Source organism: Aurantimonas endophytica (genome assembly GCF_014196845.1).
GTDB lineage: Bacteria > Pseudomonadota > Alphaproteobacteria > Rhizobiales > Rhizobiaceae > Aurantimonas > Aurantimonas endophytica.
In genome coordinates, this window is record NZ_JACIEM010000004.1 from 245,671 (window position 1) to 268,762 (window position 23,092).

The window sequence follows — 23,092 nt, forward strand, 5'->3', positions numbered from 1 at the left end:
CGACAGCCGGGCTGCGCGCTGATATATGCAAAATATCATATAATTCTATGTCGGGAGGACGCCGATGACTGACAGGCCTGAGAGGACGGGGGAGGGAACATCCCGCCGCAGCTTCCTCATGCGCAGTCTCGCCCTTGGCGGCGCGGCCGCCTTTGCCGGGACGACGGGTTCGCGGGCCGCCGATGGAGGGGATCCGGCGATCACCGAGCTGAAGGACTGGAACAGCTATCTCGGCGAGGGCGTCGTCACGCGGCCCTACGGGACGCCGTCCCCGTTCGAAGCCGGCGTCGTGCGCCGCGACGTGCCGTGGCTCACCGCCGACGCGACCAGCTCGGTCAGCTTCACGCCGCTGCACGATTTGGAAGGCATCATCACGCCGAACGGGCTCTGCTTCGAGCGCCATCACGCCGGCATCGCCGAGATCCCGCCGGACGAGCACCGGCTGATGATCAACGGTCTCGTCGACCGGCCGCTGGTCTTCACCATGGACGATCTCAAGCGCTTTCCCCGCGAGAACCGCGTCTATTTCCTCGAATGCGCCGCCAATAGCGGCATGGAATGGCGCGGCGCGCAGCTGAACGGCTGCCAGTTCACCCACGGCATGATCCACTGCGTGATGTATACCGGCACGCCGCTGCGCTACCTCCTGGAGGAGGCGGGCGTGAAGACCGCCGGCAAGTGGCTGCTCGCCGAGGGCGCGGATGCGGCCGCGATGACCCGCTCGATCCCGATGGAGAAGGCGCTCGACGACTGTCTCGTCGCCTGGAAGATGAACGGCGAGGCGCTGCGGCCCGAACAGGGCTACCCGGTGCGCCTCGTCGTGCCCGGTTGGGAAGGCAATATGTGGGTTAAGTGGCTGCGCCGCCTCGAAGTCGGCGACCAGCCCTGGGAGCAGCGGGAAGAGACGTCGAAATACACCGACCTTCTCCCAAGCGGAAAGGCGCGCAAGTTCACCTGGGGCATGGAGGTGAAGTCGGTCATCACCAATCCGAGCCCCCAGGCGCCGATCACCCACGGCAAGGGACGCACGGTTATCACCGGCCTCGCCTGGTCCGGCAACGGGCGCATCGACCGCGTCGACGTCACGCTCGACGGCGGACGGAACTGGCACAAGGCGCGGATCGACGGGCCCAGCCTGCCGATGGCGCTGCACCGCTTCTACTACGACTTCGACTGGGACGGCTCGCAGCTGCTGCTGCAATCGCGGGCAGTGGACGAGCGAGGCTTCGTGCAGCCGACCAAGAACGAGCTCCGCGCGGCGCGCGGCGACAACTCGATCTACCACAATAACGGCATCCAGACCTGGCTTCTGACCGCGGACGGAGGGCTCGAAAATGTCGAAGTTTCCTAAGGCGCTGCTCCTGGCGGGAGCGATCGCCACCGGCGCGGCGGGCATTGCGGCGGCCTCAGCCGAGGAGCAGGCCGGCAGCAAGCTCGGCCTCGGCCGCGTCGCGACGGAGGCGGAAATCGCCGCCTGGGATATCGATGTCCGGCCGGACGGGCAGGGGCTTCCCGTCGGCAGCGGCACCGTGCTGGAAGGCGAAGCGATCTTCGAGATGCAGTGCGCCTCCTGCCATGGCGATTTCGGCGAGGGGCGTGACCGCTGGCCGGTCCTGGCGGGTGGCTTCGATACGCTCACCCGCGAGCGTCCGGAAAAGACCATCGGCTCGTACTGGCCGTATCTCTCGACGGTCTACGACTATATCCACCGGGCGATGCCCTTCGGCAGCGCCCAGACGCTCGGCGACGACGACGTCTACGCGCTGACGGCCTATGTCCTCTATCTCAACGACATCGTCACGGACGAGGAATTCGAGCTCTCCAACGAGAACTTCACCTCGATCGAGATGCCCAATGCCGACGCGTTCGTCCCGGACGACCGGGAACAGGAAGCGCACTACAAGACCGGGGCCGAACCCTGTATGGTGGACTGCAAGCCGGGGCCGGCGGAGATCACCATGCGGGCGCAGGTGCTCGACGTGACGCCCGACAGCGAGGGTGCTGCCGGCGGACAGGTGGACTGACGCGGACGGGCTTCTGCCCGCCGGGATCCGCCGCATCGGGAGTAGCTGGCCATGTTTCGAATTTTTCGCCCGCTCCGCGCGGCCCGTGCCGCCGGGTTCCGGCTGCCCGCAGCGGGCCTGATGCTGGCGCTCGCGGCGATGCTCTCTGCGCCGTCGGCGATGTCCCCCGCTGCCGCCCAGCCCGCCGAGGATGACGGCGGCTTCGTCACCCACCGCCTGGCGCTGCAGGTCTCCGACGACGACGAGGCGGCGATGCGCTCGGCGCTGGATATCGCCGCCAATGTCTCGCGGTTCTATTCCGACAAGGCGGAAGAGGTCGACATCCGCATCGTCGTCTACGGTCCGGGCCTGACCATGCTCCGCCCGGACAGGACGCCGGTGATGGAGCGGCTGACCTCGTTCGAGCAGAGCATGCCGAACGTCGCCTTCGTCGCCTGCGGCAACACGCTCGACACGCTCGAGCGCGAGGAGGGCAGCCGGCCGGAGATCGTCCCCTTCGCCGAAGTGGTCGAGGCCGGCGTCGCCGAGCTGATCCGCCTCGACGAGGAAGGCTTCACCATCGTCAAGCCCTGACGGGCTAGGGCCAACGCCCACAAAGGTGCTCCCTGGCGACCGGGCCCCGACCGCAGCTCCGTCCCGGCCCTGGAACCAGAATCCAACATTGTGATAAGCGGCAGGAAACTGGTTCGCTCGACCGGCAGCCTCGGCACATCTGTAACCTGAACATATTCGCTTATCCGCATATCTTCGCCGGAGCGGCAACCGGCAGGACTTCTCGCCATGGACTTCATCCCCCTGATCGACTCCATCGGCGAGAACGCCACGGCGCTCGTCGGCGGCATCGTCATTGGCGGCCTTTTCGGCTTCTTCGCGCAGCGCAGCGCCTTCTGCACCCGCTCGGCGGTGCTGGATCTGACGCGCCGGCGCGATTACGCCGCGCTTGCCACCTGGGCGGCGGGCTTTGCCGCCGCGGTGCTCGGCGTCCAGCTGCTTTTGAACTACGGCTATCTGGACGTGCGGGACACGCGGTTCTTCTCCACGGCGCAGAGCCTCTCCGGCGCGCTGATCGGCGGCACGCTGTTCGGCGTCGGCATGGTGCTGGCGCGCGGCTGCGTCTCGCGCATGCTGATCCTCGCCGCCTCCGGCAATCTGCGGGCGCTGTATGTAACGCTGGTCATCGCGATCGTCGGCTATGCCACCTATGCCGGCGTGCTGGTTCCGCTGCGCGACGCGGCGGGCGGGCTCTGGAGCACCGCGGCGATCGGCGGCAATGACCTCCTGGCGCATGCCGGGCTCGGCCCGTCGGCGGGCCTCGTCGTCGGTGCCGTCCTCGCCCTCGCCGCGTTGGCCGTCGCCTTCGCCGTCCGCGCCTCGGCATGGCGCGTCCTCGGCGGCATCGGCGTCGGCGCCAGCGTCGTCGCCGGATGGTACTTCACCTACACGCTGTCGCTGCAGGTCTTCGAGCCGATCCAGGCCGAGAGCCTCTCCTACATAAGGCCGCTGGCGACGACGAGTGCGCTCGCCATCAGCCCCGACGCCTTTGCCGGCCTCGACCAGGGCGTTCTGATCGGCACGCTGGTCGCCGCCTTTCTCGCCGCGGTCGCCTTCCGGGAATTCCGGGTGGTGACCTTCTCCGAGCCGGGCACACCGTCGATCCTGCGCTATACGGCGGGCGCCGCCCTGATGGGCTTCGGCGGCATCCTGGCCGTCGGCTGCACCATCGGCGCCGGCCTGACCGGCGGCTCCGTGCTCGCGGTCTCGTCGCTGGTCGGGCTGGGCTCGATGATCGCCGGCGCGGCGGTGGCGGATCGCTTCGTCGATCGCCAGGCCGTTGCGGTGCCTGCGCATGACGCCGTCGCCGTATCGTGACGTCCGGCTCAAGCCGGTCTGATATGGGGAAGCGGGGAATAATGCGGAACGGCGCGGCGGCCGGATGACGGCAGGTCGTCCGTCCAGTTTAGCCCGCGCGGCGAGGTGACGCCATCAGGATCGCGACCAGCCGCTCGCATCCCTCGCGGGCCGCGCCATCGTTCATGATGCGGTGGAAGGCCTCGGCACGGGCCGGAACCTCCAGCTCCACCTGACGGGCGATCCGCGCGGCCACCTCGTCCGGCGTCTCGCGTCCGCGCGCCGCGACGCGGGCGACGAGCACCGCCTTCGGCGCGGTGATCTCGACGATGGCAAGGCGGGCAAACCGCGCGGCAGCATCCGCGAGCGTTCGCCGCGAGATGTTGGCGACGACTGTCTTGCCGCACGATAGCGCGTCGTCGAGGCCGGCGGGCAGGCCGTAGGCGAGGCCGTGCGCGTGCCAGGAGAGGCAGAAGGCGCCGGAGTTCTCGGCCTCGGCGAAGTCCGCCCGGCTCATCACGGCGTGGTCCTCGAGCTCGGCCATGGCGTCGCGGGTGACGATCCGGCGGGCGAAGATGACGTTCGGCTCGTTCGCGAGCGCCTCGGCGGCCATGGCGAGCAACGTGTCCTTGCCGGCGCCGCTGGGCCCGACCACGGCGACGAAGGTGCCGGGCCGCTCAGCCGTCAGCGCGGCGTCGGCCGGGGGCCGTGTATCGGTGTCAGGAGACACGGTTGCCCTCGCGCCAGACGGACCGGACCACCGGCGGCTCGCCTTCGTGCGTACGCACGCGTACGAGGTCGGCGCGGCGGCCGACCTCGAGGGCGCCGCGGTCGGTGAGGCCGACGGCGTCCGCCGGGTTCAGCGTCACCAGCCGGATCGCGGCCGGCAGGCTCGCTTCGCCGCTGTCGACGAGGTGGAACACTGCCTGCAGCATCGAGAACGGCACGTAGTCCGACGACAATATGTCGAGGATACCGAGCCGCAGCAGCTCGATCGCCGAGACGTTGCCGGAATGCGAGCCGCCGCGCACGATGTTGGGCGCGCCCATCAGCACGTGGAGGCCGGCTTCGCGCGAGGCGGCGGCCGCTTCCACCGTTGTCGGGAACTCCGCCACGCTGGTGCCCAGCGCCAGCGCTTCGTCGACATGGGCAAGCGTCGCGTCGTCGTGCGAGGCGAGCGCGATGCCGCGCTCACGGCAGGCATCGGCGATATCGCGCCGGTGGCTCTCGGCGAATTCGGCGGACTCGCCCATCCGCTTCGTGCTGAAGGTCTCGAACGCCTCGTCCGAGAGGCCGAGCTTCTTCTGGTAATAGGTGCGGTACGCGCCGAGATCGGCGAACTGCCGCTGGCCGGGCGCATGGTCCATCAGCGAGACCAGCCGGAGCCGCGGATTGACCGCCAGCTTGTGAAAGCCCGCCAGCACGTCTTCGGCGGAGACCTCGCAGCGCAGATGGATGTAGTGGTCGGCCCGCACCCGGTCCTCGTCGACGGCCCTGCCGATCATCTCGCCCATCTCGGCCATGTCGTCGGCGGTCAGCGTGGCGTTCTCGTCGGTGCCGACCCGCAGCGCGTCGAACACCGTGGTGATGCCGGAGCCGGCGATCTGGTTGTCGTGCGCCTGGATCGCCGCCAGCTTGTTCCACAGCACCTTCGGCCGCGGCATGAAATGGCCTTCGATGTGGTCGGTGTGCAGCTCGATCAGGCCGGGGATCAGCGTGTCGCCGCCGATGTCCTCGCCGGCCGCCGACGGACCTTCGCCGATCTCGGCGATCAGCCCGTCGCGCATCACCAGATGCCCGTCGATCACCGCATCGGCGGTGACGATGCGGGCATTGGTCAGGATCATTTCGTCAGGCATGTCGGGTGGCTTCTGGGCTGGGGAATCGAAAGGCGAGGGGCGGCGACCGCTTCGTTGCGAGGCGGGCAGCGCCCACCGTCATGTAACGAAGCGCCGCAGCCGCTGCGAGAGGAGATCGGTCAGCACCACCGTCGCGACGATGATGATCAGGATGGCCGCCGATTGCGGATAATAGAAGCCGCGCACCGATTCGAACAGCACCTGGCCGATCCCGCCGGCGCCGATCACCCCTAGGACCGTCGCGGCGCGGACGTTGGATTCGAACCGGTAGAGCGAATAGGAGATCCACAGCGGCAGCACCTGCGGGATGACGCCGAACACCACTTCCTGCAGCTTCGAAGCGCCGGTGGCGCGGATGCCTTCCACCGGCCGCGGGTCGATCGCCTCGACGGCTTCGGAGAACAGCTTGGCGAGGATGCCGGTCGTGTGGATGAACAGCGCCATCACGCCGGCGAAGGGTCCGAGGCCGACGGCGACGACGAACAGCACCGCCCAGACGATCTCGTGGATGGCGCGGAAGAAATCCATCAGCCGGCGGGCCGGCTGCAGGATGTACCAGGGCACCATGTTGTGCGCCGACAGGATGCCGAACGGGATCGCCAGCAGCACCGACAGGACGGTGCCCCACAGCGCGATCTGAACCGTCACCACCATCTCGGTGGCGTAATAGCGCCAGTCGGTGAAGTCCGGATGGGCGAAGCCGCTGGCATATTGCGCCATGTTGTCGGCGTCGGTGAAGAGATAGGTCCAGCGGCCCATTTCCGCCGGCGCCCAGCTCCAGATCAGGCCGAGGGCGAGGCCGCCCCAGATCACCGCGTTCCAGACGCTGCGGGACCAGTCGCGGCCGGCATTGAGGTCGGGCACGGCGGGGCGGGAAACGGAAAGCGCGTCGTCGGTCATGGCAGCATCCTGCGGGTCGAAATGAACCGGCCGGCCCCTGTCAGGGCGCCGGCCGGATGGACGAGAACCAGTCGGCGGCAGGCAGGGTGCCCGCCGCCTGTCGTCGGTGTCAGCTCTGCTCGGCGCTCTTGATCTTCGCCTCGTAGCCGGCCTTCTCGGCCTCGAGCTTCTCGATCTCGGCCTTCTTCTCTTCGTCGCTCTTGCTGGTGTCGGCTTCGATCTGCGCGATCGACTTCGACAGTTCCATCACCCGGATCGGCAGCAGCTGGTCGTTGGTGCTCTCGCGGAACGGAGCCCATTCGAGGCCGGCGAGGACCGCCTTCTCGGCCGCCACGTCACCGTCCGACTGGTCGGTGCCGTAGGTCAGGAAGAAGGTCTTGATCTTGTCCTTGGTCTCCTGCGGCAGCTTGGTCGACCAGACCATCGGATCCGACGGGATCAGCGGCGACTTCCAGATCACCTTGATCTTGGCGAAGGCTTCCGGGTTGTTCTTCTCGATCAGCGCGAGGTTCTCGGTGTTGTTCGCCGCCGCGTCGACCTGGCCGTTGGCGACGGCCATGGCGTTGGTCTCGTGGTTGGCGTTGGTCACGTTCTTGAAGCATTCCTTCGGGTCGACGCCGTTGGCGGCGAAGACGAAGGTCATCGGCACGAGATAGCCCGAGGTCGAGTTCGGATCACCGAGACCGAAATCCAGCGACTGGTCGCAGGTGAGCAGGTCCTCGACGCTGGTGAGCTTGGAGTCGGCCGGCGCGAGGATCAGCGACCAGTAGCCGGGGCTGCCGTCGAGGGCGACGGTCTGGGCGAAGATCTCGCCGTTCGCCCGGTCGACCGCTTCCATGGCCGACTTGTTGCCGTACCAGGCGAGCTGCACCTTGTCGAAGCGCATGCCTTCGATGACGCCGGCATAATCGGAGGCGAAGAACGGCTTCACGGTGAGGCCGGTCTTCTCTTCCATGTCGGCCAGGAAGGGCTCCCATTTCGGGCGCAGGTTCTGCTGGCTCTCGGTGGAGATGATGCCGAACGCGATTTCGCTCGGCGCCGCGTCCTGGGCGAGGGCGGCGGACGACAGGCCGGCCACCAGCGTGGCAGCCGCAAGGCTCTTGAGGATCGTCTTCATGATGATGGTTCCCTGTTGATGGTGGCGAAGGGCTTCGGTCAGGCGATGGCGAGTTCAGGCGACCTGACGGATGGTTTTCTGGCTGCCGGGACGCGCTGGTCGTCGCTTGGCAGCGCGTCGGGCAGCACGAGCTCGTCGGAATCCGCGCCGTAGAGCTCGGTGAGGAAGGCGTTGGTGAGGGCCCCGGAGGGGCCGTCATAGACGACCTCGCCGCCCCTCAGCGCGATGGTCCGCGGGCAGTAGCGACGGGCGTATTCGACCTGGTGCAGCGAGACGACGGCGGTGATCTTCTCCGTCCGGTTGATGTCGGCGAGCGCGTCCATCACCCGCCGTGCCGAGGCAGGATCGAGCGAGGCGATCGGCTCGTCGGCGAGCAGCACGCGGGACTTCTGGACGAGGCAGCGGGCGATCGCGGCACGCTGCTGCTGCCCGCCCGACAAGGTCGAGGCGCGCTGCCAGGCGACCTCCGGAATGCCGACCCGGGCGAGCGCGGCGCGGGCGGCCAGGCGCTCTTCGCGGGTGAACAGGCCGAGCGTGCCGCGCCAGCGCGGGATGCGGCCGAGATTGCCGAGTAGCACGTTGGTGATCACCGGCAGGCGGGCGACGAGGTTGAACTGCTGGAAGATGACGCCGATTTCGCGCCGCATGACGCGGGCGCCGTTACCGATCCGGCCACCGGTCTGGATCGTCGCGCCGAACAGGTCGATGCAGGAATGGCTGTCCTGGTCGGCGCGCTCGAGCCCGGCGATGTGCCGGATGAGCGTCGACTTGCCGGAGCCGGAGGCCCCGATCAGCGCGACCATCTCGCCCTCTTCGATCGTCAGGCTGACCTTGTTCAGGGCCTGCTTGCGGCCGAAGCGTTTGGAGAGGTCCCGGATCACGATGGCAGTCATTCTATATCCCGTCGGCTCGTTGACGGGGTCTTCCTAGGCCTTGCGCATGTGAGTCGGATGACGTGCCGGTGACGGTTCGGTGACACCCGGACCGCTTGTCTGCCCGGCCCTCCGGGCCTAGCCGCCGTGCCTGTCCAGGAAGGCTTCGGCGTCGAGTTGGCGGAAGTCGTCGAGCGCCGTCCGCAGCGTCTCGTGCGGCCAGTCCCACCACGCGAGCGCGTCCATGCGCTGGCCTATCCCCCCGGCGAACCGCGGCCGGATCGGGCGGGCCGGCACACCCCCGACGATCGTGTAGGGATCGACGTCCTTGGAGACCACCGCCCCGGCGCCGATGACCGCGCCGTTGCCGATCGTCACGCCCGGCAGGACGGTCACACCGTGGCCGATCCAGACGTCGTGGCCGATGGTCACGGCGCGGGCCCGGCGGGCGGCGAAGAACGGCGCCTCGTCCTCGGCGTCGTCGAAATAATCCCCGGCGCGGTAGGTGAAGTGGTGCAGCGTCGCGCGCTCGACCGGATGGTTGGTGGCGTTCAGCCGGACGCTGGCGGCGATGTTGACGAACTTGCCGATCACCGTTCCCCAGACGCCGCAATCGCGCATCATGTAGGAATAGTCGCCGATCACCGTCTCGGCGACGCGGCACCGCTCGTCGATCTCGACATAGCGGCCGATCGTCGTCGTCTCGACGATGGCGGTCTCGTGGATCAGCGGCGTGTGTTCGGAAAGGCGCGGCATCAGGCGGCAGCCCGGGCGGAGAAGCTCGAGACGTCGACGATGCGCGTCGCGATCCGGTCGCGCACCTCGCCGTCGTGGAAGATGCCGAGAATGGCGGTGCCGGCCGCCTTCTTGGCCTCGATCATCGCGCAGACGACGTCGCGGTTTTCCGCGTCGAGCGAGGCCGTCGGCTCGTCGAGCAGCAGCAGCGGATGGTCGGTGATGAAGCCGCGGGCGATGTTGACCCGCTGCTTCTCGCCGCCGGAGAAGGTCGCCGGCGGCAGCTCGAACAGCGCCTCCGGCAGGTTGAGGCGGGCGAGCAGTTCCTTCGCCCTTGCCCGCGCCGCCTCGACCGGGGTGCCGCGCGAGACCAGCGGCTCGGCGACCACGTCGATCGCCGGCACGCGCGGGATCGCCCGCAGGAACTGGCTGACATAGGCGATGGCATCGCGGCGCAGCGCAATGATCTCGCGCGGATCGCCGTCGGCCAGGTCCGCCTCGCGGCCGCTCTTGGGATCGCGGATCAGGATCTGGCCGCCATCGACGGCGTAGTTGCCATAGACCATGCGCAGGATCGACGACTTGCCGACCCCCGACGGCCCGCCGAGGACGACGCATTCGCCGGCCCCGACCGTGAAGGCGGCGCCGGAAACCACCGGCAGGCGCAGCCCGCCGCGCAGATGCATGGTGAAGGTCTTGGCGACGTCGCGCACCGAAAGGATCGGCTGGATTTGGTCGGACATGGCTCAGCTTTCCGGGATCGAGGCGACGAGGAGCTGCGTATAGGCGTGGTGCGGGTCGTCGAGGACCCGGTCGGTCAGGCCGTGCTCGATGATCCGCCCTGCCTTCATCACGATCATGCGCTGCGACAGGAGCCGCGCGACCGCGAGGTCGTGGGTGACGATCACCACCGACAGGCCCATTTCCGACACCAGCGTGCGGATCAGGTCGAGCAGCCGCGCCTGCACCGAGACGTCGAGTCCGCCGGTCGGCTCGTCCATGAAGACGAGGCGCGGGCGGGTGACGAGGTTGCGGGCGATCTGCAGGCGCTGGCGCATGCCGCCGGAAAACGCCACGGGCTGGTCGTCGATCCGGTCGGCGGCGATCTCGACGCGGCCGAGCCAGTCGGTCGCCGTCGCGCGGATCTCGCCGTAGTGCCGGTCCCCCACCGCCATCAGCCGTTCGCCGACATTCGCCCCGGCCGAGACCCGCATCCGCAGGCCGTCGCTCGCATGCTGGTGGACGAAGCCCCAGTCGGTGCGCATCAACAGCCGCCGCTCTGCCTCGCCGAGGCTGGCGAGATCGCGCATCGTGCCGTCGCGCATGGCGTAGGAGATCGTGCCCGACGTCGGCGCGAGGCGCGTCGAGATGCAGTTCAGCAAGGTCGTCTTGCCCGAGCCGGACTCGCCGACGATGGCGACGACTTCGCCGGGCCACACGTCGAACGACACGTCCTCGCATCCGACGCGTGCGCCGTAGCTCTTGGTGATGTCCCGGACGGAAAGGAGGGGGGAAGTCATCGGGCCTGTCTCCTCGGATATGCGGACGGAGGTTGGTCGCTGTCCCGGGCGTAGGTCTTCAGCGCGGACACCCCCCTCTGGGCTGCCGCCCATCTCCCCCACAAGGGGGGAGATCGATGCGGCGAGGGGGGCACTTCCTGGAGAAGCGCCGTTAGGCCGAACGTCGAGAGCGGGGCTTTGCAGTCTCGATCTCCCCCCTTGTGGGGGAGATGCCGGCAGGCAGAGGGGGGTACAAAGCAGCCGCCGCCACTGGCAGAATGATCTCCGCCGCAGGAGGCCGATCCGTGTCGCATGCCGATATTTCGCGCAGGCACCGCGCCATTGCCCGGACGATGCGCAAGGCGATGACCGAGGCCGAGTTGAAGTTCTGGAACGCGGTGCGGGCGCACCGGCTGATGGGCCTCGGCTTCCGCCGGCAGGTGCCGATCGCGGGCAGCATCGTCGACTTCGCCTGCCCGACGCACCGGCTGATCGTCGAGATCGACGGGACGCGGCACGGCGACTACGCAACGCTGGCGCGGGATACTGCCCGGACGGCGCGACTGGAAGCGGACGGTTGGACCGTCGTGCGGTTCTGGAACCACGAGGTCATGACCGACATCGATGGCGTCTGCGCGCATATCCTCGCGGTGATCGAGGCGCGGGAGCCGGGCTGTTTCAGCGATGGCGGTCGCGAAGTCGGCGATGTCGGATAGGACAGCGACCCCCCTCTGTCCTGCCGGACATCTCCCCCACAAGGGGGGAGATCGGAGCGGCGACGGTCTCGCCTTCTGGAGAAGAGTCGTGCGGCCGATCGTCGAGCGCCTTGCCGGGCAATTCCGTCGATCTCCCCCCTTGTGGGGGAGATGCCGGCAGGCAGAGGGGGGTAGGATCCGGGCCCCTGGGCCAAACGATGAGTGCAACAAAGGAACCGTCCTCATCGCACCGCCTCCGGCCCGCCATCCCCGACATGTCCCGCCTCGCGGCGCGTCTCGCACCAGTCGGTGTCGGAGCAGACGAACATCCGGCCGCCTCTGTCGTCGGTGACGACCTCGTCGAGATAGACGTTTTCCGCCCCGCACAGCGCGCATGGTTTTTCGAAGCGCTGCACCGCGAAGGGATGATCCTCGAAGTCGAGGCTGACGACGTCGGTAAACGGCGGCAGCGCGTAGATACGCTTCTCGCGGCCGGCGCCGAAGAGCTGCAGGGCCGGCGAGCGGTGCAGTTTCGGGTTGTCGAATTTCGGGATCGGCGAGGGGTCCATAACGTAGCGCCCCTCGACCTTCACCGGATAGGCGTAGGTCGTGGCGATGTGGCCGTGCCGGGCGATGTCCTCGTAGAGCTTGACGTGCATCAGCCCGTATTCCTCCAGCGCGTGCATCACCCGCGTCTCGGTCTCGCGCGGCTCGAGGAAGCGCAGCGGCTCGGGGATCGGCACCTGGAAGACCAGCGTCTGGCCGGCGGTCAGCGGCGTCTCCGGCATGCGATGCCGGGTCTGGATGATCGTCGCCAGGTGAGTCTTCGTGGTCGTCGCGACCTTGGCAGTCTTCTCGAAGAAGGCGCGGATCGACACGGCATTGGTGGTGTCGTCGGCGCCCTGGTCGATGACCTTGAGAACGTCGTTGGGCCCGATGATCGCCGCGGTCACCTGCACGCCGCCGGTACCCCAGCCATAGGGCATCGGCATCTCGCGCGAGGCGAACGGCACCTGGTAGCCGGGGATCGCGATCGCCTTCAGGATGGCGCGGCGGATCATCCGCTTGGTCTGCTCGTCGAGATAGGCGAAGTTGTAGGTCGGAAGCGCCGCCGTCATCGTGCCGGGCCTTCTGCTGGAATGAAACGCGCGGGAACCCGCGAAGGAGAAAGGCGATGGGAGCCGGCTGGCTGGCACTCGGCGAACTGGTGGCCATCCTCGGCGGCCTCGCGGTGGGCTGGTATCTGCTGGAACGTGGAGGCCGTTAACCTTGCGCGTCGCCACTCCAGCAGGAGTTGCCAATCGCTCGTATCCGGACAATAATGTCCGAGATTTGAAGCCTTCCCGGAAAGGCGGGGATGACGCGCGAAGCCTTGCTGCGGGAACTGCGTGCCTACGCTCGGGCGCAAAAGCTGAAGCTCGAAATCGACACGAAGCTCGGCAAGGGCAGCCACTACCGCGTGACGCTCGGCGACAGGCGTACGATCATCCAGTCCGGCGAACTCGGTCCCCTGCACGTTCGGACGATCAAGCGCCAGCTCGGGGTCAAGTGAGAAGGAAACGCCATGCGCCTGATCTATCCCGCTCGCCTGGAAGCCGATCCGGATGGCGGCTTCGTCGTGACCTTTCCGGACGTGCCGGAAGCGATCAGCGGCGGAGCGACGCGGGAGTCGGCGATCGGCGCGGCGAGCGAAGTGCTGGGCATCGCTCTTCGATGGGCCCTGAGGGACGGCAGGGACCTGCCGGCCGCTTCCGAGACGATCGGCGACCTCGCCATTCCCGTGGGGGCAAGCGATGCGATGAAGCTCGCTGTCTGCGAGGCCTTCCAGCAGAGCGGCATCAGCCAGGCAGAGCTGGCGCGTCGGCTCGGCAAGGACGAGAAGCTGGTGCGCCGGATCCTCGACCCGGACCATGCGACCAAGCTCGCCATGCTGGAAGCGACGCTCGCCGTGCTCGGCCGCCGTGTTGTCATCGAGACGATCGCCGCCTGAACCAGACGGCCGTTGCAGTTGCGGCTGGGCGCTCATTCGGCTGCGTCCTGCAGCTCGTCGTCGGCTTCGGACGAGGCTGAAGACGCCGCGTGCTCGCGGCGCATGCGGCGGACGAGGTCGAGTTCGGCCTGGAAGTCGACGTAGTGCGGCAGCTTCAAATGCTCGACGAAACCCGTCGCCTGGACGTTGTCGGAATGGGCGATGACGAATTCCTCGTCCTGCGCCGGGGCGTTGCGCTCCTCGCCGAACTCGTCTGCCCTGAGCGCCCGGTCGACGAGGCTCATCGCCATCGCCTTGCGCTCCGACTGGCCGAAGACCAGGCCATAGCCGCGGGTGAACTGCGGCGGCTCTTCGGCGGAACCCTTGAACTGGTTGACCATCTGGCACTCGGTCAGCCGCACCCGGCCGATGGTGACGGGAAAACCCACTTCCGGCATCTCGATCTCGACATCGACCAGGCCGATGCGGATCTCGCCGACGAAGGGGTGCGAGCGGCCGAAGCCGCGCTGGGTGGAGTAGGCGAGGGACAGGAGGAACCCTTCGTCGCCGCGCGACAGCGCCTGCAGCCGAAGATCGCGGCCGGCCGGAAACTCCAGCGGCTCGCGGGTGAGGTCGCCCGGCTCGCCGGCCTCGGCCGCAGCGTCGGGCTCGATCAAGCCGTCCTCGCCGAGGATGTCGGTGACCCGCGCGCAGCGCTCGCCCGGCCAGTCGCGCCGGGCCCCCGGCTCGACCGTCTCGTCGCCGGCCATCGACGGGTCGATCAGCCGGTGCGTGTAGTCGAAGGTCGGCCCGAGCAGCTGGCCGCCCGGCAGGTCCTTGTAGGTCGCCGAGACGCGGCGCTCGATGCGCATCGCGCCGGTGTCGACCGGCACCGAATAGCCGAAGCGCGGCAGCGTCGTGCGATAGGCGCGGATCAGGAAGATCGCCTCGATCAGGTCGCCGCGCGCCTGGCGCACCGCCATCGCCGCGAGTTCGGGATCGTAGAGCGAGCCCTCGGCCATCGCCCGGTCGACGGCGAGCGCCAGCTGGCCCGCGATCTGCGCTAGCGTCAGCGCCGGGACATTGCGGTCGCCGCGGCGGCGATCGGCGAGCAGGCGGTGGGCGGCGCCGATGGCGGCCTCGCCTCCCTTGACGGCGACATACATCTCAGCGCTCCGCGATCTGTGTGGTGCGCGGCAGGCCGAGTGCCTCGCCGCCGGCAACGAGCAGCACGTCGATGCCGCAGGGATAGAGGCCGCGATTGCCGGCCCAGTCCGAAAGGAAGCACTCCGGCAGGCCCTGCGGACTGGCGGAAGCCTCCGTCTCGATGCCGGGCCCGGTGAGCCGCAGCGTCGCGCCGCCGCGCAGCTCCGGCAGGCAGAGGATCAGCGTCGCCGAGCGGTCGGGGAAGTCGGCCGTGCCGACGGCGAAGCGCGACAGCGACGGCAGCGCGGATGGCTCGCAGATCAGCGCGAAGGACGCCGCCACGGGATCGGCAAGGATCGCCGCGCCGGTATGGAAGATCAGCCAGTCGGCGATGCCGGTGGCCTTCGCCGCTTCGTCGAGCCAGACCGGCGTGTCGTAGTCGGCCAGCGCGGCCAGAAAGGCGCCGGCCGCCGGCGGGACGGGAGCGGGAGGCTGTGCAAGGCCTTCGAGTTCGACGATCGTGCCGGGGCGGGCAAAGGCGCCCATGATCGCGGAAAACGCCGCCTGGGCGTCGAAGACCGGGTCGGCGAAGCCGCCTTCCAGCGGGGCGGAAGCCATCGTGTCGGCCATCAGTCGTCTCCCCGGACCATGGTGAAGAAGTCGACCCGCGTCGCTTCCGTTTCCTCGGCGGAGTGCCGGTCTGCCTCCGCCTGCCTCTGCAGCGCCGGCTCGACGACCTCCGCCTCGATTGCGGCGCGCCAGTCGTCACGCTGCCAGCCGGCATCGAGCTGGGCGGCAAGCCGTGCATGGTCGGTGTCGCGGCCGAGCACCATCGCGTGGCCGACTTCGCCCGAGGCGAGGCGGACGCTGGCTCTCGTGACGCTGGCTTCGCCGAGATTGAACGGCGCGCCACCGCCGCCGATCCGGCCGCGCAGCATCACCAGTCCGGCTTCGGGACCACGCAGGCTGGTGGCCGTCGTCTCGCCGGCGATGGCGTCCCAGGCGGCGGCGAGCGTCGGGGCGTCGCTGGCGGCGAAGGCGCCCATGGCGCGGCGGCGGGCGGTCTGGTCGGACGGATGGCCGGGAGCGGCTGACATGAAGGCTTCGTTCCTATTAGTCTATTGGAGTAGACAACTAGATCTGTTAGATGATGGATACACCCGCCACGATGACGTGACAATGACGATCGTGCGGCGGACCGCAGGAGCATGACCATGGACGACACAGCCGACGGGATCGCGCGCTGGCGGAAGGTCGCCGACGAAATCCGCGCGATGATCGGTGCCGCCGGGGCGGGCGGACCTGACAAGCTGCCGGTCGAGACCGAGCTGGCCGCCCGCTTCGGCGTCAACCGCCACACGGTGCGCCGCGCGATCGCGGCGCTGGCGGCCGAAGGGCTGCTGCGGCCGGAGCGCGGCCGGGGCACCTTCGTCGAGCGCCGGCCCGAGCGGATCGTGTATCCGGTCGGTGCCCGCACGCGATTCACCGAGAACGTCTCGCAGAACGCCCGCCAGGCGGCGGGTCGGCTCATCGGCTCCAGCCGGGAGGGCGCCGACCGGCATGTCGCCGGCCGGTTGCAGCTTGCTCCAGGCGCGGCGCTCGTCCGGCTCGAAAGCCTCAACGTCGCCGACGGCGTCCCGCTGTCGGTGGCCACCAGCTGGTTTCCGGCCGAGCGCTTCCCGCGCATCGTCGCCGCCTATGCCGAGACCGGCTCGATCACCAAGGCGCTCGCCGCCCACGGCGTCGAGGACTATCGCCGCCGCAGCACACGAATCACCGCCGAGCGCGTCTCGCACGACGACGCCGAGCATCTCGGATGCGCGGCGGACGCGATCGTCATCGTGTCGGAATCGGCGAACTACGATGCCGATGGCGTGCCGATCCAGTTCTCCCGCAGCCGCTTCCTGGCCGACCGGGTGGAGCTCGTCTTCGACAGCTGAGCGCGGGGTCATGAGGCCACCGGCCCATCGTGCCGCAGTCGGTCCATCACCATCCGGCCGCCGCCCTACTGGAACCGGGCGCGCAGCCGGTCGGTGAAATACTCCATCACCAAGACGATCACGAAGATGGCGAGGATGATCGCCGAGGCGTTGCGGTACTGGAACAGGTCGAAGGCGACCTTCAGCTCCTGGCCGATGCCGCCGGCACCGACGAGGCCCAGCACCACCGAGGAGCGGACGCCCTTCTCGAAGGCGAACAGCGAGCTGTTGATCAGCGTCGGCATGATGCTCGGCAGCGTCGCGCCGAACAGCACGCTCACCTGCGACGCACCGATCGCCCTGAGCGCCTCCTGCGGCTTCTTGTCGGCCTCCTCCATCGCTTCGGCGAAGAACCGGCCGCAGAAGCCGACCGTATCGACGACGATGGTCATCGTGCCGGCGACGGCGCCGAGCCCGACCGTCGAGACGAAGATCAGCGCCCAGACCAGGTCCGGCACGGTGCGGAACAGCGAGATCAGCGCACGCGGCAGCTGCCGGAACGCGCCGAGCGGCGAGATGCCGCGCGCCGCGAGCCAGCCCATCGGCAGGCTGATGACGACGCCGATGACCGTGCCGACCAGCGCGATCTGCAGGGTCTCGAGGATGCGCCAGCCCATGCGCTGCAGGAACGCCGGCTCGACGTTCGGCGGCAGCATCCGGCCGACCAGGTCCATCATCCGCGGCGCGCCGGCGGCGAGCCGCTCGGGCGACGGCCCGACCTCGCCGAGCGAGACGAGGAACACCGCGGCGAAGGCGACGAGCAGGGTGAAGGTGACCGGCGAGATCGACGGCAGGCGCGAGGGTGCGCGCGGCGGGACGGAGGCCTCAGCCATGGAAGACGTCTTCCATCTGCTGCCGGCAGACCATCGCGGTCGGAAGGTCGAAATGCACCCGGCCGGCCTTCAGCGCGATGATCCGGTCCGAGTAGTTCAGCGCGTGCTCCATGTCGTGCGTCGTGTAGACCAGCGTGATGCCGTGCTCGGAAGCGAGGTCGGAGAAGATCGTCATGATCTCCCGCCCGACGGCCGGGTCGAGGCTTGCGGCGGGTTCGTCGGCGATCAAGAGCTTCGGCTTGCGGATCAGCGCCCGCGCGATGGCGATGCGCTGCGCCTGGCCGCCGGAGAGCTGGTCGGCGCGGGAAGATGCCTTGTCGGCGAGCCGGACTTCGGCGAGCACGGCCATCGCCTCCTCGCGCCAGTCCTCGCGCGCCAGCGAATGGTGCCAGGCCCGCCAGCCGCCGGGCAGGCCGAGCTTGCCCTGGATGACGTTGGTCAGCACCGTCTGCCGACCGACCAGCCCATGGTTCTGGAAGACGAAGCCGATCTGCCGCCGCAGGCGCTGCAGCTGCGTCGCGCTCGGCGCCGATTGGAAGGTCTCGCCGAGCGTCATGATCTCGCCGTTGCTCAGCGGCAGCAGGCCGACGAGGCATTTCAGCAGCGTCGACTTGCCGGCGCCGTTCGACCCGATCAGCGCAACGCGCTGATCGGATTTGATGTCGATCTTCAGCCCGGCGAAGACAGGCTTCCCGTTCGCATAGGACTTGCCGAGATCGCGGGTGCTGATGATGGTCGAGGCCGGGACACCGTCCATCGCCTGCAGCACCTCGACGGGCGGCCGATAGCGGCTGCCCGTCGCGTTTTCGTCCAAGGCGGCGCTCATTCGACGAAGGCGGTGAAGGTGTCGACGCCGATCGTGCGGTACATCGAGCGCACGTAATCGTATTCGCTGTCGTCGATGTCGGTGAGGAACGTGCCGCCCTTGAACTTCTGGTTGTCTTCGCCTTTCAGCACGGCGCCCATCAGCGCGTTGCCGTTCTCCAGGAAGGCCTCGCGGATCTTCTCGAAGATTTCCTCCGGAATGTCCTTGCGGGCGACGAGGATGTCGTTCGGCAGGTCGCGGCCGCGGGCGACGACGGCGAAGGCTTGGTCGGGGAAGGCCTCGCGGATCGAGTTGAGGTGCCCGAAATTCAGCCCCATCGCGGCGATGTCGCCGCGGATCAGCGCTTCGGCCGCGACGTTGCGCGAGATGATCACCGGCTCGTAGTCCTCGCCATAGACGACGCCCTGGTCGGCGAGCGCTTGTGCGGGTCCGAGATGCTGCGAGGTCGAGCCGACCGAGCCGAAAGCGACCTTCTTGCCCTTCACGTCCTCGATGCTGCGGATCGGGCCGTTCGCCATGACGGCGATCTGGGCGAAATAGTCGGGGCGCTGCCAGGCGACGACGATCCGCGGATCGCTGAGTTCCTTCATCACCACGTATTCGGCCGGGCCGGTCAGCACCAGCTCGACCTGGCCGGCGTTCAGCGCCTCGACGGCCGCGGTGCGCGAGCTGACGGCGATGAGCTCGATGTCCAGCCCGGTCTCGGCTTCGAGCGCTTCCTGGAAGCCGCCGAATTCCTGCTGCAGGGCTTCCAGCCCCTCGATGTCGGTGACGGCGAAGCGTACCGGGTCGGCGTGGGCCGAAACCGTTGCCGCCACCGTGGCGGCGAGGGCGAAAACCAGGGAACGAAGCATTTTTGACGGTCCTTCTGTATAGACAGGAGAGTGGGTTCGGGGTTACCTGTATAGACAGCAGATGACGCGTCGATGACACGCGAGGACGAGGCGGCGGACAATGAACTGGGTGATCGAGAACGGGCTGGCGCTGGTCGGCAACGACTGGAGCGAGCACGGCCTGTGGATCGACGGCGGGCATGTCACCGACCGGAGGGCGGAGCGCCCCCGCCGGCTGGACGCGGCGGGCCTGCTAGTGCTGCCCGGCATCATCGACATTCACGGTGACGCCTTCGAGCGGCAGATCATGCCGCGGCCGGGCGTGCGCTTCGACGTCGGCCTGGCGCTGCGCGACACCGACCGCCAGCTGGTGGCGAACGGCATCACCACGACGTTTCATGGCGTGACGATTTCATGGGAGCCGGGCCTGCGCTCGCTCGAGGCGGCGCGCAGCTTCATCGCGTCGCTCTACGCGCTGCGCCCGCGTCTCAGCTGCGACACGCGGCTGCATCTGCGCTGGGAGACCTTCGCGCTGGACGCGGTGGCGGAAGTCACCGAGTGGCTGTCGCTCCAGCCGTCGCCGATCCTCGCCTTCAACGATCACACGACCGGCTCCGTGCTGAAGGGCACGATCGCTCGCAAGATCGGCCAGATGGCCGAGCGCTCCGGCCTTTCCCGCGAGGACTACATGGCGCTGCTCGACGCGGTCTGGGCGCGGCGGGACGACGTGCCCGGCGCCATCGCGGAACTGGCGGCGGCCGCAAGGGCAGGGGGCAACGTGCTGCTCGCCCACGACGAATCGTCGCCGGAGGAGCGCGCGCGCTTTCGGGCGCTGGGTGCGCGCTCCTGCGAGTTTCCGCTGAACGTCGAAACGGCGGCGGCGGCCCGCGCGGCGGGCGAGGACGTCATCCTCGGCGCGCCCAACGTCGTGCGCGGCGGCAGCCACAACGGCGCCATGGATGCGCGCACCGCGATCGAAGCCGGCAATTGCTCGGTCCTGACCAGCGACTATCACTACCCGTCGCCGCTGCATGCGGCCTTCGCCCTGGCGGATGGTGACCTTGCCGCCTTGGCGCGCTATTGGCCTCTCGTTTCGACGAACGCGGCGCGGGCCGCCGGCCTGCCGGATCGCGGCAGCCTGACCAATGGCAAGCGGGCGGATCTCATCCTGGTGGACATGGCCGACAAGCACCACCCGGAAATCGTCGCGACCATGGTCGCCGGGCGCATCGTCCACGCCCGGCGGGCACTCGGGGAATCGCCCGTCGCGGCGCCTGCGAGGGCCGTCGCGGAACTGGCGGGATAGGCCGATGAGCAGCAACGTCTCCCGCAGGATTGCTGCCGACGCGCCGGACTTCGGCGAACTGGTGTTCCGGCCGCGCAGCGACGCGCCGATCTGGCAGCAAATCCATGACCACGTGCTGGCGCTGATCGAGGACGGAAGGCTGCGCCCCGGCAGCCAACTGCCGGGCGAGGTGCACCTGGCGGAGATGTTCGGGGTCACGCGGATCACGCTGCGCCAAGCGCTGCTGCAACTGCAGCAGGAGGGGCACCTGACCTCGCGCAAGGGCGTCGGGGTCTTCGTGCGCAGCCCGCCATCGGCGCTGTCGGTGCGCGACGGCAGCCGCTTCTTCGACAGCCTGCGCGCCGACGGCAAGCTGGTCGAGACGCGGACGCTGCATCTGGAGGAGGAAAAGGCGGACGCGGCGGCGGCTGCCCAGCTGCATCTGCCGGTGGGCGCCCCGGTGATCCGTCTGCGCCGGGTGCGCGCCGCCGACGGGCAGCCGATCCACGCCAGCACCAAGATCCTGCCGGCGAAACTCCTGCCGGATTTCGCCGCCGTCTATGCGCGGCGGCAATCGGTAACCGACGTCTTCGTCGCGCACGGCATCGGCAAGTATCGCCGCATCGAGACCCGGATCAGCGGCGGCTTCGCGACCCCCGAGGAGGCGAGCCAGCTGGAGCTGACCCCCAGCACCCCGGTCTTCCGCACCAGCGCGGTCAACGGCGATGCGGCGGGCAACCGGATCGAATGGGGAACCGGCTGCTGGTTGCTCACCTCGGTCGACTTCGTCTTCTGACCTGCCTCGCTTGCGGCGACGGCAGTTCACGGAGTACGCAGCGGCCGGCACGGCGTCGCGGCCTGAGCCGCGACGAGAAGTCGGGTCAGAAGCGGTCGAAGCTCGCCGGGTCGATGCCGAGCGCCTTCAGCGAACGCGGATCGGGACGGCGACCGGCCTCGACGGCGGCGGCGCAACGATTGGAATGCACCACGATGCTGGCGAAGCCGCGGATATGACCGGCGACCTTGCGGGTGAAGCTGCTTGCGGAACGAGACATGGAACTCTCCTCGAGTGATGACCTCAATATCGCGATGCAGCATGGCTATCGGTAGAGACGAAAACAGGCAGCTTCCATGCGGTCGCGGAATAGCTCGCGCCCGTTCTTGACCCCCGTGCCCGCAAGGGCCTACCGCTAGGCATGAGCCGTGCGGGGGGATGACCAGCAGCGGCCGTGCCTGGCACGGCTCGATGCAGGGTTGCCGCCGCGCCGCTGGAACGGGACCCGGAGACCTTCATGACCGTGCAGCCGAATTCGATCGAGGCCCGCGATATCGCGTACCACCTCCACTCCTACACCAATGCCCGCCAGCACGAGGCGATCGGGCCGATCGTCATGGAGAAGGGCGAGGGGGTGTTCGTCACGGACACCGACGGTAACCGCTATATTGAGGCGATGGCCGGGCTCTGGTCGGTGGCGGTCGGCTTTGGCGAGAAGCGCCTCGTCGAGGCGGCGAGCCGGCAGATGGCGCAGCTCAACTACTACCACACCTTCACCCACAAATCGCACGGGCCGGCGATCGAGCTCGCCGAGCGGCTTGTCGCCATGGCGCCGGTGCCGATGTCGAAGGCCTATTTCACCAATTCCGGCTCCGAAGCCAACGACACGATGATCAAGCTGGTGCGCTATCGCTCCAACGCGCTTGGTCAGCCGCAGAAGAAGAAGATCATCAGCCGCATCCGGGGCTATCACGGCGTGACGCTGGCCTCCGCCAGCCTCACGGGCCTGCCCAACAACCACCGCGCCTTCGACCTGCCGATGGAAGGCATCTTCCACACGACCTGCCCGCATTACTGGCGCGAGGGCCGTGACGGCGAGAGCGAGGAGGCCTTCGCCACCCGCTGCGCCGAGGATCTGGAAGCGCTGATCCAGGCCGAGGGCCCGGACACGATCGCCGCCTTCATCGGCGAACCGGTGATGGGCGCGGGCGGCGTCGTGGTGCCGCCGGCGACCTACTGGGAGAAGATCCAGGCGGTGCTGAAGCGCCACGACATCCTGCTGGTCGCCGACGAGGTGATCTGCGGCTTCGGGCGCACCGGCGAGATGTTCGGCTGCCAGACCTACAATATCGAGCCCGACATCATGACGCTGTCGAAGGCGCTGTCCTCGTCATACCTGCCGATCTCGGCGCTGCTGATCAACGACCGCGTCTACCAGCCGGTGGCCGACCAGTCGTCGGAGATCGGCACGTTCGGCCACGGCTACACCGCGTCCGGCCATCCGGTGGCAGCCGCCGTGGCGCTCGAAAATCTCGACATCATCGAGGAGCGCGGCCTCGTCGGCCGGGCCCGCGAGATGGGCGAGCTGTTGCAGGCGGGGCTGAGGACCCTCGAAGACCATCCGCTGGTGGGCGAAGTGCGCGGCGTCGGCCTCATCGCGGCGGTCGAGCTGGTCACCGATAAGGCGGCCAAGACCGCGCTGGAGAAGCCCGGTGCGCTCGGCGCCCAGGCCTTCGCCATCCTGCAGAAGAACGGCGTCATCTCCCGGCCGATCGGCGACTCGCTCGCCTACTGCCCGCCGTTGATCATCGAGAAGGCGCATATCGACCTGATCGTCGAGACCACCCGCAAGAGCCTCGACGAATTGCACGCAACGCTCTGAGACGAGAGCGCCGGC

Annotated in this window: 27 protein-coding genes; 11 read left to right on the forward strand and 16 right to left on the reverse strand. The window is 68.5% G+C overall.

Features of this window, described 5'->3' with window-relative positions; translation table 11 throughout:
* Positions 1-64: 64 nt before the first annotated feature.
* The 4 genes from soxC to GGR03_RS15635 all read left to right on the forward strand — a co-directional run bounded on the left by soxC (position 65) and on the right by GGR03_RS15635 (position 3,893).
* Positions 65-1,351, forward strand: a complete 1,287-nt coding sequence (gene soxC, locus GGR03_RS15620) for a sulfite dehydrogenase (RefSeq protein ID WP_183209676.1) — start codon at positions 65-67, stop codon at positions 1,349-1,351.
* On the forward strand, positions 1,335-2,024 hold the full coding sequence (locus tag GGR03_RS15625) for a c-type cytochrome (RefSeq protein ID WP_183209678.1): 690 nt from the start codon (positions 1,335-1,337) through the stop codon (positions 2,022-2,024). Before soxC ends, GGR03_RS15625 begins: the two co-directional genes overlap by 17 nt.
* Positions 2,025-2,075: 51 nt before the next feature.
* Complete coding sequence (locus GGR03_RS15630) at positions 2,076-2,597, forward strand: DsrE family protein (RefSeq protein WP_246368075.1); 522 nt, start codon at positions 2,076-2,078, stop codon at positions 2,595-2,597.
* Between the two features lie 207 nt (positions 2,598-2,804).
* A complete protein-coding gene (locus GGR03_RS15635; RefSeq protein WP_183209680.1) occupies positions 2,805-3,893 on the forward strand; it encodes a YeeE/YedE thiosulfate transporter family protein in 1,089 nt (362 codons plus the stop codon).
* Between the two features lie 88 nt (positions 3,894-3,981).
* Here GGR03_RS15635 and phnN read toward each other — a convergent pair whose 3' ends face one another.
* The 8 genes from phnN to phnK form a co-directional block, all read right to left on the reverse strand.
* Positions 3,982-4,602, reverse strand: a complete 621-nt coding sequence (gene phnN, locus GGR03_RS15640; protein ID WP_252920281.1) for a phosphonate metabolism protein/1,5-bisphosphokinase (PRPP-forming) PhnN — start codon at positions 4,600-4,602, stop codon at positions 3,982-3,984.
* Entirely contained in the window at positions 4,592-5,731 is a 1,140-nt protein-coding gene (locus tag GGR03_RS15645) for an alpha-D-ribose 1-methylphosphonate 5-triphosphate diphosphatase (protein WP_183209682.1), read from the reverse strand. The genes phnN and GGR03_RS15645 overlap by 11 nt, the downstream gene beginning before the upstream one ends.
* Positions 5,732-5,809: 78 nt before the next feature.
* Positions 5,810-6,631, reverse strand: a complete 822-nt coding sequence (gene phnE / locus GGR03_RS15650; RefSeq protein ID WP_183209684.1) for a phosphonate ABC transporter, permease protein PhnE — start codon at positions 6,629-6,631, stop codon at positions 5,810-5,812.
* Between the two features lie 109 nt (positions 6,632-6,740).
* Positions 6,741-7,748 (reverse strand): phosphonate ABC transporter substrate-binding protein, encoded by a 1,008-nt coding sequence (phnD, locus tag GGR03_RS15655; RefSeq protein ID WP_183209686.1) that lies wholly within the window; start codon positions 7,746-7,748, stop codon positions 6,741-6,743.
* A gap of 38 nt (positions 7,749-7,786) precedes the next feature.
* Positions 7,787-8,641: a phosphonate ABC transporter ATP-binding protein gene (phnC, locus tag GGR03_RS15660; RefSeq protein WP_183209688.1), complete on the reverse strand. Its 855-nt coding sequence runs from the start codon at positions 8,639-8,641 to the stop codon at positions 7,787-7,789.
* Positions 8,642-8,758: 117 nt separating this feature from the next.
* A complete protein-coding gene (locus tag GGR03_RS15665; RefSeq protein WP_183209690.1) occupies positions 8,759-9,376 on the reverse strand; it encodes a DapH/DapD/GlmU-related protein in 618 nt (205 codons plus the stop codon).
* Positions 9,376-10,098, reverse strand: a complete 723-nt coding sequence (gene phnL / locus GGR03_RS15670; protein ID WP_183209692.1) for a phosphonate C-P lyase system protein PhnL — start codon at positions 10,096-10,098, stop codon at positions 9,376-9,378. Before phnL ends, GGR03_RS15665 begins: the two co-directional genes overlap by 1 nt.
* A 3-nt stretch (positions 10,099-10,101) precedes the next feature.
* Positions 10,102-10,875: a phosphonate C-P lyase system protein PhnK gene (gene phnK / locus GGR03_RS15675; RefSeq protein ID WP_183209693.1), complete on the reverse strand. Its 774-nt coding sequence runs from the start codon at positions 10,873-10,875 to the stop codon at positions 10,102-10,104.
* Between the two features lie 284 nt (positions 10,876-11,159).
* On the opposite strand from phnK, the gene GGR03_RS15680 reads away from it, so the two are divergent.
* Complete coding sequence (locus GGR03_RS15680; RefSeq protein WP_252920282.1) at positions 11,160-11,570, forward strand: endonuclease domain-containing protein; 411 nt, start codon at positions 11,160-11,162, stop codon at positions 11,568-11,570.
* A gap of 221 nt (positions 11,571-11,791) precedes the next feature.
* Here the strand turns inward: GGR03_RS15680 and GGR03_RS15685 are convergent, their stop codons facing one another.
* Positions 11,792-12,667, reverse strand: a complete 876-nt coding sequence (locus tag GGR03_RS15685; protein ID WP_183209695.1) for an alpha-D-ribose 1-methylphosphonate 5-phosphate C-P-lyase PhnJ — start codon at positions 12,665-12,667, stop codon at positions 11,792-11,794.
* A 239-nt stretch (positions 12,668-12,906) separates the two neighbouring features.
* Here GGR03_RS15685 and GGR03_RS15690 point away from each other — a divergent pair, with 239 nt between their 5' ends.
* Both GGR03_RS15690 and GGR03_RS15695 read left to right on the forward strand, forming a co-directional pair.
* Positions 12,907-13,101 carry a hypothetical protein gene (locus GGR03_RS15690; protein ID WP_183209696.1) on the forward strand — a complete coding sequence of 65 codons (195 nt, stop codon included), beginning with the start codon at positions 12,907-12,909 and terminating at the stop codon, positions 13,099-13,101.
* A gap of 12 nt (positions 13,102-13,113) precedes the next feature.
* Positions 13,114-13,539 (forward strand): type II toxin-antitoxin system HicB family antitoxin, encoded by a 426-nt coding sequence (locus GGR03_RS15695; RefSeq protein WP_183209697.1) that lies wholly within the window; start codon positions 13,114-13,116, stop codon positions 13,537-13,539.
* A 32-nt stretch (positions 13,540-13,571) separates the two neighbouring features.
* Here the strand turns inward: GGR03_RS15695 and GGR03_RS15700 are convergent, their stop codons facing one another.
* From GGR03_RS15700 to phnG, 3 genes are read right to left on the reverse strand one after another with little or no spacing between them, the layout of a single operon-like run.
* Positions 13,572-14,684 carry a carbon-phosphorus lyase complex subunit gene (locus GGR03_RS15700; protein WP_183209698.1) on the reverse strand — a complete coding sequence of 371 codons (1,113 nt, stop codon included), beginning with the start codon at positions 14,682-14,684 and terminating at the stop codon, positions 13,572-13,574.
* Position 14,685: 1 nt separating this feature from the next.
* Entirely contained in the window at positions 14,686-15,294 is a 609-nt protein-coding gene (phnH, locus tag GGR03_RS15705; RefSeq protein ID WP_246368077.1) for a phosphonate C-P lyase system protein PhnH, read from the reverse strand.
* Positions 15,294-15,761, reverse strand: coding sequence for a phosphonate C-P lyase system protein PhnG (phnG, locus tag GGR03_RS15710; RefSeq protein ID WP_183209699.1), 468 nt, complete (start codon positions 15,759-15,761; stop codon positions 15,294-15,296). The genes phnH and phnG overlap by 1 nt, the downstream gene beginning before the upstream one ends.
* A gap of 117 nt (positions 15,762-15,878) precedes the next feature.
* Here phnG and phnF (GGR03_RS15715) point away from each other — a divergent pair, with 117 nt between their 5' ends.
* Positions 15,879-16,604: a phosphonate metabolism transcriptional regulator PhnF gene (phnF, locus tag GGR03_RS15715; protein ID WP_246368079.1), complete on the forward strand. Its 726-nt coding sequence runs from the start codon at positions 15,879-15,881 to the stop codon at positions 16,602-16,604.
* A 65-nt stretch (positions 16,605-16,669) separates the two neighbouring features.
* On the opposite strand, the gene phnE (GGR03_RS15720) is transcribed toward phnF (GGR03_RS15715), so the two are convergent.
* From phnE (GGR03_RS15720) to GGR03_RS15730, 3 genes are read right to left on the reverse strand one after another with little or no spacing between them, the layout of a single operon-like run.
* A complete protein-coding gene (phnE, locus tag GGR03_RS15720) occupies positions 16,670-17,476 on the reverse strand; it encodes a phosphonate ABC transporter, permease protein PhnE (protein WP_183209701.1) in 807 nt (268 codons plus the stop codon).
* Positions 17,469-18,290 carry a phosphonate ABC transporter ATP-binding protein gene (locus GGR03_RS15725; RefSeq protein WP_246368080.1) on the reverse strand — a complete coding sequence of 274 codons (822 nt, stop codon included), beginning with the start codon at positions 18,288-18,290 and terminating at the stop codon, positions 17,469-17,471. Before GGR03_RS15725 ends, phnE (GGR03_RS15720) begins: the two co-directional genes overlap by 8 nt.
* Before the next feature lie 8 nt (positions 18,291-18,298).
* Complete coding sequence (locus GGR03_RS15730) at positions 18,299-19,156, reverse strand: PhnD/SsuA/transferrin family substrate-binding protein (RefSeq protein ID WP_183209703.1); 858 nt, start codon at positions 19,154-19,156, stop codon at positions 18,299-18,301.
* Positions 19,157-19,256: 100 nt separating this feature from the next.
* Between GGR03_RS15730 and GGR03_RS15735 the strand changes: the two genes are divergently transcribed.
* The gene (locus GGR03_RS15735; protein ID WP_183209704.1) at positions 19,257-20,441 is read left to right on the forward strand and encodes an alpha-D-ribose 1-methylphosphonate 5-triphosphate diphosphatase; all 1,185 of its coding nucleotides are present in this window, start codon (positions 19,257-19,259) and stop codon (positions 20,439-20,441) included.
* Between the two features lie 4 nt (positions 20,442-20,445).
* A complete protein-coding gene (gene phnF, locus GGR03_RS15740; RefSeq protein WP_183209705.1) occupies positions 20,446-21,216 on the forward strand; it encodes a phosphonate metabolism transcriptional regulator PhnF in 771 nt (256 codons plus the stop codon).
* An 85-nt stretch (positions 21,217-21,301) separates the two neighbouring features.
* Here the strand turns inward: phnF (GGR03_RS15740) and GGR03_RS15745 are convergent, their stop codons facing one another.
* Entirely contained in the window at positions 21,302-21,475 is a 174-nt protein-coding gene (locus tag GGR03_RS15745; protein WP_183209706.1) for a hypothetical protein, read from the reverse strand.
* 237 nt (positions 21,476-21,712) lie between these two features.
* Here GGR03_RS15745 and GGR03_RS15750 point away from each other — a divergent pair, with 237 nt between their 5' ends.
* Positions 21,713-23,077, forward strand: coding sequence for an aspartate aminotransferase family protein (locus GGR03_RS15750; RefSeq protein WP_183209707.1), 1,365 nt, complete (start codon positions 21,713-21,715; stop codon positions 23,075-23,077).
* The last annotated feature ends 15 nt before the right edge of the window (positions 23,078-23,092 follow it).

Bases quoted from the DNA above. Each gene is read 5' to 3' on its own strand.
- phnH (WP_246368077.1), bottom strand. From the start codon at position 15,294: ATGGCCGACACGATGGCTTCCGCCCCGCTGGAAGGCGGCTTCGCCGAC.
- GGR03_RS15730 (WP_183209703.1), bottom strand. From the start codon at position 19,156: ATGCTTCGTTCCCTGGTTTTCGCCCTCGCCGCCACGGTGGCGGCAACG.
- phnC (WP_183209688.1), bottom strand. From the start codon at position 8,641: ATGACTGCCATCGTGATCCGGGACCTCTCCAAACGCTTCGGCCGCAAG.
- GGR03_RS15625 (WP_183209678.1), top strand. From the start codon at position 1,335: ATGTCGAAGTTTCCTAAGGCGCTGCTCCTGGCGGGAGCGATCGCCACC.
- GGR03_RS15665 (WP_183209690.1), bottom strand. From the start codon at position 9,376: ATGCCGCGCCTTTCCGAACACACGCCGCTGATCCACGAGACCGCCATC.
- GGR03_RS15645 (WP_183209682.1), bottom strand. From the start codon at position 5,731: ATGCCTGACGAAATGATCCTGACCAATGCCCGCATCGTCACCGCCGAT.
- phnG (WP_183209699.1), bottom strand. From the start codon at position 15,761: ATGTCAGCCGCTCCCGGCCATCCGTCCGACCAGACCGCCCGCCGCCGC.
- GGR03_RS15750 (WP_183209707.1), top strand. From the start codon at position 21,713: ATGACCGTGCAGCCGAATTCGATCGAGGCCCGCGATATCGCGTACCAC.
- GGR03_RS15690 (WP_183209696.1), top strand. From the start codon at position 12,907: ATGACGCGCGAAGCCTTGCTGCGGGAACTGCGTGCCTACGCTCGGGCG.
- phnD (WP_183209686.1), bottom strand. From the start codon at position 7,748: ATGAAGACGATCCTCAAGAGCCTTGCGGCTGCCACGCTGGTGGCCGGC.
- soxC (WP_183209676.1), top strand. From the start codon at position 65: ATGACTGACAGGCCTGAGAGGACGGGGGAGGGAACATCCCGCCGCAGC.
- GGR03_RS15735 (WP_183209704.1), top strand. From the start codon at position 19,257: ATGAACTGGGTGATCGAGAACGGGCTGGCGCTGGTCGGCAACGACTGG.
- GGR03_RS15630 (WP_246368075.1), top strand. From the start codon at position 2,076: ATGTTTCGAATTTTTCGCCCGCTCCGCGCGGCCCGTGCCGCCGGGTTC.
- GGR03_RS15745 (WP_183209706.1), bottom strand. From the start codon at position 21,475: ATGTCTCGTTCCGCAAGCAGCTTCACCCGCAAGGTCGCCGGTCATATC.
- GGR03_RS15635 (WP_183209680.1), top strand. From the start codon at position 2,805: ATGGACTTCATCCCCCTGATCGACTCCATCGGCGAGAACGCCACGGCG.
- GGR03_RS15695 (WP_183209697.1), top strand. From the start codon at position 13,114: ATGCGCCTGATCTATCCCGCTCGCCTGGAAGCCGATCCGGATGGCGGC.
- phnK (WP_183209693.1), bottom strand. From the start codon at position 10,875: ATGACTTCCCCCCTCCTTTCCGTCCGGGACATCACCAAGAGCTACGGC.
- GGR03_RS15700 (WP_183209698.1), bottom strand. From the start codon at position 14,684: ATGTATGTCGCCGTCAAGGGAGGCGAGGCCGCCATCGGCGCCGCCCAC.
- phnE (WP_183209684.1), bottom strand. From the start codon at position 6,631: ATGACCGACGACGCGCTTTCCGTTTCCCGCCCCGCCGTGCCCGACCTC.
- phnL (WP_183209692.1), bottom strand. From the start codon at position 10,098: ATGTCCGACCAAATCCAGCCGATCCTTTCGGTGCGCGACGTCGCCAAG.
- phnE (WP_183209701.1), bottom strand. From the start codon at position 17,476: ATGGCTGAGGCCTCCGTCCCGCCGCGCGCACCCTCGCGCCTGCCGTCG.
- GGR03_RS15685 (WP_183209695.1), bottom strand. From the start codon at position 12,667: ATGACGGCGGCGCTTCCGACCTACAACTTCGCCTATCTCGACGAGCAG.
- phnF (WP_183209705.1), top strand. From the start codon at position 20,446: ATGAGCAGCAACGTCTCCCGCAGGATTGCTGCCGACGCGCCGGACTTC.
- phnF (WP_246368079.1), top strand. From the start codon at position 15,879: ATGGACGACACAGCCGACGGGATCGCGCGCTGGCGGAAGGTCGCCGAC.